The sequence below is a fragment of the Empedobacter sp. R132-2 genome (genome assembly GCF_030324375.1).
In the GTDB taxonomy this organism is placed as follows: domain Bacteria; phylum Bacteroidota; class Bacteroidia; order Flavobacteriales; family Weeksellaceae; genus Empedobacter; species Empedobacter falsenii_B.
In genome coordinates, this window is record NZ_JACAGG010000003.1 from 184,790 (window position 1) to 198,835 (window position 14,046).

At 31.4% G+C, this 14,046-nt stretch carries 11 protein-coding genes, 1 rRNA gene, 1 pseudogene and 2 riboswitches; of the genes and pseudogenes, 4 read left to right on the top strand and 9 right to left on the bottom strand.

The features are described 5' to 3' along the window. The first annotated feature begins 83 nt into the window (after nucleotides 1–83). The 3 genes from HXZ69_RS03675 to HXZ69_RS03685 all read left to right on the top strand — a co-directional run bounded on the left by HXZ69_RS03675 (nucleotide 84) and on the right by HXZ69_RS03685 (nucleotide 2,334). A complete protein-coding gene (locus tag HXZ69_RS03675; protein ID WP_125348865.1) occupies nucleotides 84–620 on the top strand; it encodes a GNAT family N-acetyltransferase in 537 nt (178 codons plus the stop codon). Nucleotides 621–692: 72 nt separating this feature from the next. After that, a complete protein-coding gene (locus tag HXZ69_RS03680) occupies nucleotides 693–1,385 on the top strand; it encodes a hypothetical protein (RefSeq protein ID WP_286495041.1) in 693 nt (230 codons plus the stop codon). 7 nt (nucleotides 1,386–1,392) lie between these two features. Next, nucleotides 1,393–2,334, top strand: coding sequence for a hypothetical protein (locus HXZ69_RS03685; RefSeq protein ID WP_286495042.1), 942 nt, complete (start codon nucleotides 1,393–1,395; stop codon nucleotides 2,332–2,334). Between the two features lie 85 nt (nucleotides 2,335–2,419). Here the strand turns inward: HXZ69_RS03685 and metE are convergent, their stop codons facing one another. After that, on the bottom strand, nucleotides 2,420–4,741 hold the full coding sequence (gene metE / locus HXZ69_RS03690; RefSeq protein WP_286495043.1) for a 5-methyltetrahydropteroyltriglutamate--homocysteine S-methyltransferase: 2,322 nt from the start codon (nucleotides 4,739–4,741) through the stop codon (nucleotides 2,420–2,422). Between the two features lie 86 nt (nucleotides 4,742–4,827). Continuing rightward, nucleotides 4,828–4,963: riboswitch (cobalamin riboswitch) on the bottom strand. Nucleotides 4,964–5,072: 109 nt separating this feature from the next. Here metE and HXZ69_RS03695 point away from each other — a divergent pair. Next, on the top strand, nucleotides 5,073–5,534 hold the full coding sequence (locus HXZ69_RS03695) for an Lrp/AsnC family transcriptional regulator (protein WP_038336827.1): 462 nt from the start codon (nucleotides 5,073–5,075) through the stop codon (nucleotides 5,532–5,534). Between the two features lie 57 nt (nucleotides 5,535–5,591). Here the strand turns inward: HXZ69_RS03695 and HXZ69_RS15295 are convergent, their stop codons facing one another. From HXZ69_RS15295 to rrf, 8 genes and pseudogenes are all read right to left on the bottom strand, one after another. Continuing rightward, nucleotides 5,592–6,125, bottom strand: a complete 534-nt coding sequence (locus tag HXZ69_RS15295) for a T9SS type A sorting domain-containing protein (RefSeq protein ID WP_353655961.1) — start codon at nucleotides 6,123–6,125, stop codon at nucleotides 5,592–5,594. After that, nucleotides 6,126–7,028 (bottom strand): annotated as a pseudogene (locus tag HXZ69_RS15300) (DUF5074 domain-containing protein); the annotation flags it as partial. It abuts the gene before it with no gap. A 191-nt stretch (nucleotides 7,029–7,219) separates the two neighbouring features. Further along, the gene (locus HXZ69_RS03705; RefSeq protein WP_052217978.1) at nucleotides 7,220–8,077 is read right to left on the bottom strand and encodes a DUF4465 domain-containing protein; all 858 of its coding nucleotides are present in this window, start codon (nucleotides 8,075–8,077) and stop codon (nucleotides 7,220–7,222) included. A 19-nt stretch (nucleotides 8,078–8,096) separates the two neighbouring features. Beyond that, the gene (locus HXZ69_RS03710; protein ID WP_038336828.1) at nucleotides 8,097–9,236 is read right to left on the bottom strand and encodes a PKD-like domain-containing protein; all 1,140 of its coding nucleotides are present in this window, start codon (nucleotides 9,234–9,236) and stop codon (nucleotides 8,097–8,099) included. Nucleotides 9,237–9,245: 9 nt separating this feature from the next. Continuing rightward, a complete protein-coding gene (locus HXZ69_RS03715) occupies nucleotides 9,246–10,382 on the bottom strand; it encodes a YncE family protein (RefSeq protein ID WP_286495045.1) in 1,137 nt (378 codons plus the stop codon). Beyond that, nucleotides 10,379–12,376, bottom strand: coding sequence for a TonB-dependent receptor (locus HXZ69_RS03720; protein ID WP_286495046.1), 1,998 nt, complete (start codon nucleotides 12,374–12,376; stop codon nucleotides 10,379–10,381). The genes HXZ69_RS03715 and HXZ69_RS03720 overlap by 4 nt, the downstream gene beginning before the upstream one ends. A gap of 99 nt (nucleotides 12,377–12,475) precedes the next feature. After that, nucleotides 12,476–12,659, bottom strand: a riboswitch (cobalamin riboswitch). Between the two features lie 83 nt (nucleotides 12,660–12,742). Beyond that, nucleotides 12,743–13,177 carry a cytochrome c oxidase assembly factor Coa1 family protein gene (locus HXZ69_RS03725; RefSeq protein WP_286495047.1) on the bottom strand — a complete coding sequence of 145 codons (435 nt, stop codon included), beginning with the start codon at nucleotides 13,175–13,177 and terminating at the stop codon, nucleotides 12,743–12,745. Between the two features lie 523 nt (nucleotides 13,178–13,700). Then, a 5S ribosomal RNA gene (rrf, locus tag HXZ69_RS03730) occupies nucleotides 13,701–13,809 on the bottom strand. Nucleotides 13,810–14,046: the final 237 nt, after the last annotated feature.

The window sequence follows — 14,046 nt, forward strand, 5'->3', positions numbered from 1 at the left end:
TTTAGTATTGAGAATATAGATAAAATCCTCGCAATTGCGAGGATTTTATATTTTATACTATCTTTAATCAAAACTATAACTCAATGAAATATTTACCAACACTCGAAACAGAACGGTTAATCATCAGACCTATTACGATTGATGATTTACAAGATTTTTTTGAAATGGATTCACAACCAGAAGTTCATGAATTTCTAAAAGCAGAACCTATTCAAACCATTGAAGAAACAAAAGAAATTATTGAAGATATCCAAAAACAATATGAAGAACTTGGACATGGTCGTCTTGCTGTTGTTGAAAAAGAAACAGGTAAAATGATTGGTTGGACTGGTTTTAAATATATTATAGAAAGCGAATCGATGAATAATAAATTCGATTTTATTGATATCGGATATCGTTACAGAAAAGAAACTTGGGGAAAAGGTTATGCAACTGAAGCTGCCGAAGCTTGCATGGACTTTTACAGAAAAAATATGTCACATATTAAACTAAACGCAATAACGCATGTTGATAATAAAGCTTCTCGAAATGTGTTAGAAAAAATGGGATTTGAAGTCACTGAAACTTTTCATCTTGACATGTGGGATTTGGATTGCTTTTGGTATGAATTGAAGAAATAATTAACTTCAAAATAATCTTGGTTCACGCAACCTTTTAAGCAATTGATTCTCTTTCTTTTAAATACTATTTATATGAAAAAGAATTTTTTACTTTTTTTGTTCGTTATTGGTTTTGGACAATTCATTTCAGCACAAGAAAAATCAAGCGATGAGCGCAAAAATGTCATCACTTTTAGCGTTCTTTCAGCAGCATTATCACCTCCAAGATGGACGTTTGGATACATTTATAAACTCAACGAACGTTATTGGATTGGCTCTGAAATCGGCTACGGAAGTTATCATAGCATTCCTCTTAGTCACAAACCAAAATATAAAATCAACGAAGATTATCAACTTTTTGAGATTCGACCAGAATTTTTTATCAATCTAAGCGAAAACAAACGAGTAAAACATCTTATTTCTTCTGAATTTTTCTATATTCATCACACTGATCATCTTGAAAATGGAGAATTTTATCGAAAAGATGATCAAAATTTTTCTTATTTATATTCTTATGATACTGCCGATTACAAGCGAGAAAAATATGGAATAAATCTTAATTATAATGTTTTTATACAGTTGCACAAAGGTCTTATACTAATGCCAAAAGTTGGTTTAGGTGTAAAAAATAGAAATGTAAAATATTCGAATATTACAAATTTAGAAAGTGTTGATACTCGAATTTTTGATTATTTTATGAGCGGTTTAGAAAATCATTATAAAAAAGAAGGTTCTTCTACAGATTTCAATTTAAATCTTAACTTTAAAATCGGTTATCAATTTTAAACAAAACATGAAAAAAATAATTTTAACGACAATTTGTTTGGCTGTCTCACAAGTTAATTTTGCACAAAAAATTTCAACGAATGATTATGAAGTTAAAACAACTTTAGCTGACTTTAATCTAAAAGGAAAGGTTGAAAAAGTGACTTCAAACGCAACAAATGCAAAAGGAAACACCACAACTTTACCTTTTTTAGAAAATGAATTTTACAATCAAATTTCATTAGAATTTAATTCAAAAGGTTTGTTAACAAAACGAACAAATTATTTGGATTATCAAGGAAAATTAGCTGTTTATAACTATGTTAATTACGACTACAATAACTCAAATTTAATTGATAAACAAACGAATACAGTTATTAACAATGGTGAAGATCCAAAACGAGTTGCTTCGGACAAAAACTTCGTTTATGACAATAAAAATCAGTTGATAAACTTGACAGAAAAAATCGAAGGGAAATCGTCAAAATCTAATTATGAAACGATTTTTAATTATTCGAATAAGTTGGATAAAATCACAACAAAAGTGGAAGGTTCTACGATTAGTGAAAATAATTTGACGTATAACAAAAATGGTTTATTGGTTTTGGATGAAATAACTTCTTTTGATGGAAAAAAAGGACGAAAATCGTATTATATTTATGATAAAGAAACGCCTATTTTTCAGGAAGAAATTGCTGGAAATTCGAGCAAAATAATGTTTTTTGAGAATGGAAATATTTCTAAATTACAATCATTTCACGCCAATAAAACGTTAGCCTATCAAGCTGATTTCGATTCGAAAAATGAAATTGTCAACTTTAAAAAACAATCCTTCCGAAATGGACAAGTAGTTTTAACTTCTTATCAAGTTTCGTATGAATATGATTCGAAAAATAATTGGATAAAAGCCTCTATTTCAACTAATGGAGAATTGAAATATGTTGTAAAACGAACGATAAATTATTATTAAAACACAAAAGGTTGAGCGTTGCTCAACCTTTCTTCACAAATAAATAACACTACACTACTTAAGTCATAAAAGTAGGATGTTAAGCTTAAATCGCTTTTGGCGTATATATTTTTCTTAATTCTTTTGTCGCCGCAACCATTTCAATCAAAGCTTTTTCGGTTTCTTCCCAATGACGCGTTTTTAGTCCACAATCAGGATTCACCCATAATTGATCTGCCGGAATAACTTTTGCCGCTTTCTCTATCAAATCAACCATTTCTTCTTTCGACGGAACTCGAGGCGAATGAATATCATAAACTCCAGGTCCGATATCATTTGGATAATTGAAATCTGAAAAAGCATTTAATAATTCCATTTGGCTTCTCGAACATTCAATTGTAATAACATCCGCATCTAAATCAGCAATATTTTGAATAATATCGTTGAATTCTGAATAACACATATGCGTATGAATTTGAGTAGAATCATCAACATTACTTGAAGCTAATTTGAACGAATCAACCGTCCATTTCAAATAATTTTGCCATTCATCTTTTCTCAATGGTAAACCTTCTCGAATTGCAGGTTCATCAATCTGAATAATTTTAATTCCAGCTTTTTCTAAATCTGAAACTTCATCACGAATCGCCAATGCAATTTGTTTACACGTCGTAGATCTTGGTTGATCATCGCGAACAAAAGACCATTGCAAAATCGTAACTGGACCAGTCAACATTCCTTTTACTTTTTGTTCTGTGATAGATTGCGCATATTTCGACCAATAAACCGTCATTGGAACTGGGCGATAAACATCACCAAAAATAATAGGCGGTTTTACACAACGCGTTCCATAACTCTGAACCCAACCATTTTTAGAGAAGACAAATCCGGCTAATTTTTCACCAAAATATTCCACCATATCGTTGCGCTCATATTCACCATGCACCAAAACATCAATGCCAATTTCCTCTTGCCACTCTATCGTACGCTTGGTTTCTTGTTTCAATAAAGTATCATATTCTTCGGCAGATAATTCTCCTTTTTTATATTTCGCACGCCAACTTCTCACCTCTTGTGTTTGTGGAAAAGATCCGATTGTTGTCGTTGGGAAAGGCGGAAGATTCAATACATTTTGTTGCACAATTTTTCGTTGTCCAAAACTATTTGTACGATTATAATCTTCATCTTTTATTGCATTTACTCGTTCTTTAACTTGAGTTTGATGAATTAATTGAGAATTTTTTCTATTATTAATAGAGAATTGATTCGCTTCATATTGTTGAATCAATTTTTCGTCATTCGGGTTTGAAAAATAATTTTTTAAGAAAGCAACTTCTTCTAATTTTTGCTTCGCAAATGCAAACCAATCTTTGATTGTTGTCGGAAGATTTTTTTCGTTTGTTTCTAAATCTAAATCACAAGGCGAATGTAATAATGAACAAGATGTTGAAATAATAACACGTTTTTCTCCAATTTTGTTCACAACTTTTTCTATGGTTGAAAGCGATTTTTGAAAATCATTTTTCCAAATATTTCGACCATCAACTAAACCTAAAGAAAGTTTTAATTGAGAAGGAATTAGATTCAATATTTCATCGATTTGATTTTCGTCACGAACCAAATCAAGATGCAAAATATCAATTGGTAAATTGATTGCTAAAGCTGTATTATCTTTCAATCCATCAAAATAAGTTGCGACCTGAATTGTAAGTTGAGGAAATTCTTTTCTTATTTTTTTGTAAACTTCTTGATAAGCTGTTTTCGATTTTTCGTCTAAATCTAAAGCTAAAAAAGGTTCGTCGAACTGAATTGTATTTGCTCCATGATTGATTAAATCATGAATAATTTCAAAGTAAACTGGCAATAAATTCTGAATTAAATCAATTCGATCAAATCCCTCTTCTTTTTCTTTTCCTAATAATAAATACGTAATCGGTCCAATTAAAACAGTTTTTGGATTAAAACCTTCTTTTTTTGCAGCGATAAATTCGTTTACAATTGAGTTTGAGAAATATTTAAATTCTTGATTTTTTACAAATTCCGGAACGATATAATGATAGTTGGTATCAAACCATTTTGTCATTTCCATCGCTGTAATATCTAAATTATCTTTTTGATAACCTCTTGCCATCGCAAAATACAAGTCTAATTCTGTGTTCTTTTTATTTAACGCAACCGTATTGAAACGCGCTGGAATTGCACCAACTGATAACGTAGAATCTAAAACTTGATCATAAAAAGAAAAGTCATTACACGGAATTAAATCAATTCCGGCAGCTTGTTGCAATACCCAATTTTGTTTGGTAATTGTACGGCTTGTTTGCAATAAAGCTTGTAGTTCAATTTTACCTGCCCAATAGTTTTCGCAGGCTTTTTTTAGTTCACGGTTAGCGCCAATTCTTGGATAACCTAAAATTTGTGTTTGCATTTTGATTGTTTTTTAATGTTCAAAAACACAAACGCGAGTTGATAAATAGTAAACCTATTGTGACAGACTGACTTCAAATCGCGAAAGTATCATCTTTTGTTTCTATTGGTAATCTGACTTGTAATTTGCATTACTTACAGTTGCGCGACAGCTCGTGATTCTCACACGATTCCCCAATAATTTGTTGTTTATTTCTTTACAAATGTAACAAGACAAAATAAACGATTGTAAAACTTGAAAAAATAAGATTATACAACTTATTATTAATATTTTTACAAAACAAAACACTTAAACAACGATAAAATATCGTGTTGAAAAGAATATTATTTGGATGGAAACATTAGATCAAACCGATTTAGAATTATTAAGAATTCTACAAAAAGATTCGAAATTGACAGTAAAAGCAATTGCTGCTTTAGTTAATTTATCTCCTTCACCCGTTTTTGAACGTATAAAAAGGTTGGAACAACAAGGTTATATCAAAAATTATAGAGCGGTTTTGGATGCAGAAAAGCTGAACAAAGGCTTTATGGTTTTTTGCAGCATTAAGCTAAAACAACATGATCGCACGATTGGGAATAAACTTGTGGAAGATATTTTGTTGATTGATGAAGTGGTGGAATGTTATAATATTTCGGGCGAATATGATTTTATCTTAAAAGTACAAGTTTTGGATATGAAGCAATATCAAGATTTTGTTTTCAATAAATTGGGCGCTTTAGAAAGCATCGGGAGTACGCACAGCTCTTTTGTGATGGCTGAAATAAAAAATACGTACGGAATCAATATTTAAAAAAAAAAACAAAAGGTTGAGCAATGCTCAACCTTTTTTCCACAAATAAATAACACACTACTTTTTGATTACCTTGAAAGTAGAATTGTTAACTTTTATGATGTAAACACCTTTTGGTAAAGAGGAAACATCTAATTGATTTTTCCCTTTTTGAAGTGTTTTCTCTGTCATTTTAGTTCCTGTAATAGCGAAAATTTCGGCTTTTGAAGCTTCATTTGTTTCAATAAACAATACATTATTAACAGGATTTGGATAAACATTTACAACAGATTTAGCTAAATCACTTGTTCCTAAAACAGCTGATGAAATTGTGATGTTTTGTGAAACAACTTTTCCATTCGAATTGAAAGAAATTTTGATTTTAGCTGTTCCATTTTTTAATGGATTAATGACTAATTCTTCCTTATCATTAATCGAAATTTCAGCGACATCATCATTTTCAATGATTTCTAAATCTTTTACAATTGCTGCTGATAAATTATCTAAATCAGAAACTTTATCTTTCAAATCAATTGTTGTTGCTGTATTGATATGATAAGTCGTCTCTAAATCATTGATAATTGGTGCTGCATTATCTGGAAAAACAGGCATTGAAGGAAACCAATAATACTCACTTAATTTCACAGATTTTTTAAGACTTCCGTTATCAGAAAATCTATGAACAAAATTAATTTGCGAATTAGTTCCCCAACCTGAACCAATAGTAGTTAATACTAGTTCGTTTGTCAATGGATCAATCCTTAAACCTGCTCCATAATATGTTTCCTTTGGTGTCGTATCTTGACCAGGAATTTCTATAAAAGTTTCTTCAAATTTATTATTTGTTACATCGTATTTCACAACATTGATTCCTGATAGAAAATAAATACTATTATCTTGTGTTGAAGAACAAAAAGTACCAGCATTCCAAGCAGAAGGAGTTGGAACTGTTTTCGTAGGAATAGCAATTTCTGTAGTTTCTAAAGTCGTAGGATTTATTTTGACTAATTTTTTAGATAAAGCTCCCCATACATTTCCATCTTTAGATTGCACAACTGAAATAAAACTTCCAGCAATCGTTTGTTTTATTTGATGTGTTTTTGGGTCGATAACTAAAATTCCTCCAGTACTTGAAACAGCAAAAACAAATTTAGATGTACGAATCATATTTCCTACTTGACCAACTTTAGAAGTTCCATCAATCAGAGAACCAATTTTTAAATTCTCAATATCAAAAAGATAAATTCCTTTTGCAGATCCTATATAACCTTTTTTACTATTAATCCCAAGAAAACTTCTACCATCAGCACCAATTGTTTCGAAACTTGCTTTTTTCTGTAATGTTTTCGAATCTGCAACAACTAAACGATTTCCTTGTTTCGAAACAATTTAAAAATTATCGCCATATATTGTTCCATATTGAGAAGTTACACCAAATTCTTCACCAGGATTAACTGTTTTATAAACATTATAATCAACCGAATCATTTGCATTAATAAAATTAATTGATCCATTTGCTTTACCAAATCAATCTTCATTCACAATAAAAACGCCGTTTGTGTATTCTTTTGTTTGTGCAAAACTTGTTTGAATTGCAGCTATTGTAAAAATCGAAAGTAAAAATTTCTTCATGTATTGTTTTTTTAGAAATCCGAAACCATCATCCAAAAATGACAGCCTCGGATAAAAATATTTAGAATGTTAGATTATTGAATTTTTTCTACTTTTAGTTTATCCATTGTAAAGTATAATGCTGTGTTTGCTCCCCAATCTCCTACATCTGTAGTTTCTAAAAAGAACATTAAATATTTAACTTCTCCTAAAGCAGAAAGATCCACATCTTGCCAATTTGTTGAAATATTATTTATTCCATTTCTAAAATCAACAAAATAATGAGTTACAGGTTTTTCTGTAGTCAATTGTTTATTTGCTGAAACACCATAAATATGAATCGCGAAATAATCTCCTTTTACAAACTTTCTTGCATATGCATCACCATTCAGAATCCCATAATAAGACCAAGGGCTTATTGCTAATTTTACATTTTTTGCTTTGTATTTATTAGCTGTATCAGTAATTTCTACTACACTCGAAAATCTGTCAATCTTAACTTCTTCTCCATATTTCAAAACTTTCTCAGATGGTTTGTGATCAGCGAAAGAGACTAAAAATGGTGTTCCTTGTCCATCTGCACCACCTTTTGCCATTGTACCCCATTGATTATCTAACCAACCGCCTTCTTTATCTATTTGATCAGAATTGTCATTACTATTAGAAACCGTGAATCCCATCCATGTTAAATACTCTGGCCAAGCTGTATGTTTAAACTTGAAAATACCTGAAGTTAATTCAGCGTCTTCTGTATAAGTACCTTCCCAAATTTTTCCTCCGGCTGTAGTAGTTCCTTTTGTTAAATCAAACTTTGATAAATCTAAGGTTTCATATTTTTGTTGATCTACTAATTCAGTATTGTCGTCATCATTATTACAAGAAGTCAATAAAAAGATTGATGATGTAGCAAATAAGAAATTAAAGAATAGTTTCTTTGTAAAATTAAAATTCATTTTATTTAGTTTTGTTATATTATAAATGCAAATCATAAGCTCCTGCAACTTCTGTTGAGATTTCGCCTAACCAACCTGCTTCTTGATTTGTTGCTGTGTAAACTTTGATAAAATCGATTCCCATTAACTTAACTGGATTACCATTTTTATCAACAGCCCAATCGATATCAATGTTTGAATCTTCGCTATTATTTGGTGCATTATCTACATAACCATAAGCCAATTGTTTACCAGTCCAAATACCATTTTTCTCTGTATAATTGCTTTCCAAAAGTGTACCTGAGAATTTTAACTGATTCTGCCCAAACCAAATTGGATAATATGGTTGTTTATGAAACGTATTTTTCGCTTTAAAACCAGATTTTCCTTGGTTATCTTCCCATTTTATATATTCAGGAGTCGCATTAGAATCTTCAACTGTTGGTTTGTGATATGTAATTGTATAATTTTTTATTGTAGTTGGATTTGTGTATTCGCTTCCTGCAATTTCGTACCATTCGTCTTCGTCTGGTTTACCATTTTTGTTTTTATCGTAAGCAACCATAATAATTCCTGGCTCAGAAGATCCTGCAAATCCATTTCCTAAAACTTTAAAATCACGTTTATCTTTCTGATTCAAAATTGTATGGTCAAAACCAAATACCACATAACCTCCGTAACCACCAAGTGTAATCATTGTAGATTTTTCTCCAACTAAAGCTTTTCCTGCTTTAGCTGTCATTTCTGTTTGTGTATCGCCATCAACATATGCAGGTAATTTATTGGTAAACTGACCTACAGCTGGTAAATAATCGAAGACTTGAGAAATGTATTTGCTATAAGTTGCTGTTTCTTGCGTTACATTAACTTTAGTTTTTACTGTTTTTGTTGATGTACCAGATTTTATTTCTAACATCAAATCATAAGCACCAACTTTATCAGAAACGAAACCTAAAGTTTTCTCATTTCCTATAATTTCATTGCCAAGTTTCCATGTATATGTTGCATTTTCGAAACCAGAAACAGTTGGTTCAATTGAAACAATTTTTAAACGTGCTGCATCATAAGATGCTTGTAAAGTAGCATTATCAGGATTTGTCTCGATAATGTTTTCATCATCACTACAGCTTTGTATTAAAGCAAAACTTAGTGCGGTTAGTAAGATTTTAGAATATTTCATATGTAAATTTTATTTATAGACAAAAGCAAAATGAGCAGGAATATTTCCGGCAGCAGTTTTCCATTTAAAAGCACCATTTTTATCAAAACAATAGATGTAACCCATCGAAACATAATTTCCGACATCGGTTAGAAAAAGATCTTTGGTTTGAGGATTAATAGCAATTCCGTAAGGCGTTTCAATTTCATTAATAACAGGATCATTGACCAATGTTTTGTTAATAACTTGTTCTGTTTTGGTATCAATTACACCATAAGTTTTTGTGTATTCGAAAGTTGTGTAACTAAATTCGTTTGAATAATAATAGAGCTTATCATCAGCAATCGTAAAGTTAGAAACAGGAATATCAAATTTCTTTTTGATTTGATGCGTTTTACTATCTAACACATATAAATTTGATGGAACGTTGTAATAATCGCCACGAGAAGTCACATATAAATCGCCATCTGCATCTTTTTTTAAACGATTAAGATTTACTTCAACATCAATTTTTTTGGTTTCTTTAAATGTTGATAAATCAATCACAGAAACTGTTTTATCATACTCAGGAACTCGATAACCACCTGAATTTGCTACATACAGATTATTCCCAACAACTTCTAATTCTTCTGGCTGATAACCTACCGTCACTTGTCGCGTAACAGATAAATTAATCGTATCAATTTCGACTACTTTTCCTAAAGGTGCTTTCGGATCGATTGTAACAGGACCAGCATACGAAGATGCATACGCTTTACCATTTGCAAACGTGATGTAACGACCATTTTCCAAAGGAATTGTTCCCAAATGTTTGGCTGTTCTTGCATCCATTACTTCGATAAAGTTTGATACATTGATTACCGCATATAATTTATTTCCATAAATTTTTATATCATTCCCAACATCACCCAATTCCTTTACCATAGTAGGATTTACGGTTGCATATATGTTTCGATTATAAGTTCCTGTTGTAAAGTCCATATAATCTACCGTAGCCATATTGCTTCCCATATTTCCTTCGTTTAGCAAATAAAAACCAACGACATCTGTTTTTTCGGGATCAGTTACACCTTCTTCCTCTTTCTCGATCAAATAAGTATCTTGCTGACAAGCATAAAAAGTAATTGCTGTTAAAAAACAGACGAATAATTGTTTGAAATTTCTCATAAGTTTGCGCTTAATATTAGCTTGAATTGTCTTCCTGGCATTGGATAATTTAAAACCACATCATATTGTTGATTCAAAATATTATTTAATTCAAAAGAAACTTTGAATAGACTTTGATTCAACCTAAACTCTTTATGTATTCCTAAATCATTTGTAAACCAAGGATTAAGACGATTTATTTTAATATTATCTTGATGAACATTGTAACGTTCTCCCACATAAATAAAACTGTAATTAAAATTCCATGTTTTATAAGAAGCCGCTAAAACAAAAGAGCCACTATGTTTTGGTGTATATGGAATTTGATTTTTGTAGTAACTTTTTTTAGGATTCGAATAATCTAACGCTTGCAAAAAACCGTAGTTAAGCATTGGCGAAACCTCTATTTCTCCTAATTGAAATGTTGATCGAATTTTAACATCCAACCCTTTTATTCTGACTTCATCCAAATTGAGCATAGTGAAACGAAACAAACTTCCAGAAGGCGCAGCCACAATTTTATCAGTTACTTCATTGTAAAAAGCATCGGCTTGAATCGTAATATTTTTGAAGAAATTTTGAGATGATTTAGAATAAGTAAAACCAACATTATATTGTGTAGAATATTCTGGTCGAAGATTCGCATAACCAATGTCTGTGTAGTACAAATCGTTGAACGTTGGCATTCTAAAAATACGTTTATAAAACGCTCTGATATTAAAATCGTGAGATTTGAATGGTTGATAATTGGCAATAATTGTTGGCATCCATATATTTTTATCAGGCGCACTTGTGTTCATTTCTACTGATTCTTTTACAAAAGTTCCTAATAAGCTTCCTTGTAAACTCAAATGTCCAAGACGATAAGTTGACGCAAATGCAACAAGATTTATATGCCGAGTAGGAAAAGAAAAATTCTTTAAATCTGCTCCCATATTATTAAACTGATAATCTGTTGCAACATTCACATCCCAATTATCTGTAATCGAATAAAGATTCGCCCAAGACACATAAAACTCGCGTTGTGTGTACTTATTTTCTATTTTTACTGTCGAAACTGTATCTGTATAATGGGTGAAATCGTAAGCAAACTTTGCGTTTATCTTCGATTGAAAATTTCTGAATCGTTTCTCATATTTACCTTGAACAAAATAATTTCTATCAACCAAAGTTTGTCCACGTCCATCAAATCGACCACGCACAATTGCAGCAGGAATTCCACGATCCGAATCATACAAATATCCTTTTACATTCCAATTCGATTGATTTCCTTTTCCGATCAATCCTAATTCTAAACGTTTTGCATCAACTTGTCCATCTCTACGTTTCAAAACTGTATCGTATGCAGTTGTTCCATCCAAATTTTTGCGTTGATAACGGAATTTATATACACCATTAGTTTTAACATATTCAGCACTCAAAACAGCTGATAATCTATCCGTAATTTTTTGTTCAATACGAATAGCAGGATTGATTAATTGAATCGAACCTAACTTATAACGAAGTATAGCATTTGTTTTTTTATCACCAATGAAAACAGGTTTCTTGGTTTGAAGGTAAATTGCAGAAGCAGAAGCATAGTCTTTCGCTGATTGAAAAATATTACTTTTTTGACCATTATATAAAGAAATCATTTCCATATCGTCTAAAGAAAATTTCCCTAAATCGACAATTCCATTCTGCGCATTTCCAAGTTGAATTCCATCATAAAAAACTGCAACATGTTGAGATCCCATCCCACGAACATCAATAGTTTTTAAACCTCCAACTCCACCGTAATCTTTAATTTGCACTCCTGCAAAAAAACGAACAGCATCTGCCACAGAATGGCTATTTAAAGCCTCTAGTTCCTCTCCTTTCAATTCCTGAACAGGAACAATGGCTTTTACATTATTTTTTAAAATATTAACTTGTTGAAGCTCTAAAATACTATCATGAATAATTTGCGCAGAGGCTATGCGACATGAAAGCAAAATCAAGCTGCAACAAATAATTATAGTTTTCAGATTTCTCATTTAGCAATAATCAATTGTTGCTAACGAGAGTGTATGAAGAAGTATTGAAAGGACGAACCTATCCAAAATTTGAACTTCACGCTTTAGTCCCCGAAAGCATTCAACATTTATCATTTTGGTAGGTCTTCTGACTTACTCCTTTTTTAGAAATCCTTCCCATTAAAAACAGTGGATATAATGTATCTAAAAAATATAGAGCTTACAGCAGCGGGTCTGTTCAGGATTTTCACCTGATTCCCTGTTACCGAACGGTTAAATTCGCACCAAATGTTAATCAAAAGTAAAATTATTATTTTGAATAAACAATTAAATCTTTATCAATAATAGCTAAACAAAAAAAGCTAACTCATTCGTTAGCTTCTTCTTTTACTTAATTATTTCGATCACTTCTCCATTTTCATCAACCTGAACCGCAATCTTTTCATAATTCCATTTATCAAATTCTTTTTCTCCAACAATAATTGCAGTTCCAGAACCTTTTGTTCCTTTTATAGGTACAGAAATGTTAGCTTCACCAGTATCATTTGTAATCGAAATATTTCCAGTAAAAACTCCGTTCGTTTTAACATCCGTACCCAATTTCTGCTGAACTTCAGGATTTTGATTAATAATATTAATTGCATGTTTCGTTACATCGCTATCCGAAGTTATCTTACTAAAACCCCAAAAAGCACCACCAATTAACAATCCAAAAAATAAAATCACAAACGACAAACAGCCAACTGGCACAACCCATTTCCAGTTACGTTTAAACCAACTTTCCTTTGGTAACAATTGATTATCATACTGATTTTCTTCCATAATATATAGGTTTTAAGTAAAGATAATAAATTTGGGCGTTCCCTCGCTCTTTGCCTTCCTTTATATCATTCATAGAATAACCAAAATAATACAAACACAGCTAATGTAAATCACTCGGTCGGGGTATCCGTTGCAATCTTTTGTATAAGAAGATTAGAAGTGATTACAGAAAAACCAATTCCTACAAAAGGATTTCCACTGCTATCCCTAACGCGGGTTTTAAGTTCTGAGTTTTGAGTAATAAGTTATAAGACATAAGATTTAAGACTGACAATAAAAATCTACAAAGGAGTGTTATCGAGTTATGAGTTGTAAGTTCTGAGTTAGTTGTAAAAAGGAAGCTTCCTTTTTATCAAGAAGAAGCTTCTTGTTGACTAATTAGAAGCCTCTTGTTGGATGAAAGCAAGCTTCTTTTTTTATAAAACATAGTCTGGAGATGCGTAAAGCTTACAGCGTTCAGCTAAAGCGCGACGTATAACCACAAAAAAAGCCTCAAGAAATAAATCTTGAGGCTTTTAATAAAAACTGGCGACGACCTACTCTCCCGTAAGTAACAGTACCATCGGCGCAGGCAGGCTTAACTTCTCTGTTCGGAATGGGAAGAGGTGAGCCCTGCAGCTATAGTCACCCTAATATTTTTGTATAGGTCTTAGTTCCTATTATATCTTGACATTATTACTATACAATCTGGTATTACTTTCTTAATCCAAATAAGATTAACTAACCTTCTCTATGACGATTAAATCAATCTTAGTATTTAATCTTTTTTATTTTTGATATTACTATCATTATCTTTGATTCGTTCTACTTTTTTAGAAAAAGTCTATGGGTAATTAGTACTACTCGACTATGACATCACTGCCTTTACA

What these genes read in the sequence shown, in the direction of transcription:
- HXZ69_RS03675 (WP_125348865.1), top strand. Translation starts at nt 84, where the DNA reads ATGAAATATTTACCAACACTCGAAACAGAACGGTTAATCATCAGACCT.
- HXZ69_RS03680 (WP_286495041.1), top strand. Translation starts at nt 693, where the DNA reads ATGAAAAAGAATTTTTTACTTTTTTTGTTCGTTATTGGTTTTGGACAA.
- HXZ69_RS03685 (WP_286495042.1), top strand. Translation starts at nt 1,393, where the DNA reads ATGAAAAAAATAATTTTAACGACAATTTGTTTGGCTGTCTCACAAGTT.
- metE (WP_286495043.1), bottom strand. Translation starts at nt 4,741, where the DNA reads ATGCAAACACAAATTTTAGGTTATCCAAGAATTGGCGCTAACCGTGAA.
- HXZ69_RS03695 (WP_038336827.1), top strand. Translation starts at nt 5,073, where the DNA reads ATGGAAACATTAGATCAAACCGATTTAGAATTATTAAGAATTCTACAA.
- HXZ69_RS15295 (WP_353655961.1), bottom strand. Translation starts at nt 6,125, where the DNA reads ATGCCTGTTTTTCCAGATAATGCAGCACCAATTATCAATGATTTAGAG.
- HXZ69_RS03705 (WP_052217978.1), bottom strand. Translation starts at nt 8,077, where the DNA reads ATGAATTTTAATTTTACAAAGAAACTATTCTTTAATTTCTTATTTGCT.
- HXZ69_RS03710 (WP_038336828.1), bottom strand. Translation starts at nt 9,236, where the DNA reads ATGAAATATTCTAAAATCTTACTAACCGCACTAAGTTTTGCTTTAATA.
- HXZ69_RS03715 (WP_286495045.1), bottom strand. Translation starts at nt 10,382, where the DNA reads ATGAGAAATTTCAAACAATTATTCGTCTGTTTTTTAACAGCAATTACT.
- HXZ69_RS03720 (WP_286495046.1), bottom strand. Translation starts at nt 12,376, where the DNA reads ATGAGAAATCTGAAAACTATAATTATTTGTTGCAGCTTGATTTTGCTT.
- HXZ69_RS03725 (WP_286495047.1), bottom strand. Translation starts at nt 13,177, where the DNA reads ATGGAAGAAAATCAGTATGATAATCAATTGTTACCAAAGGAAAGTTGG.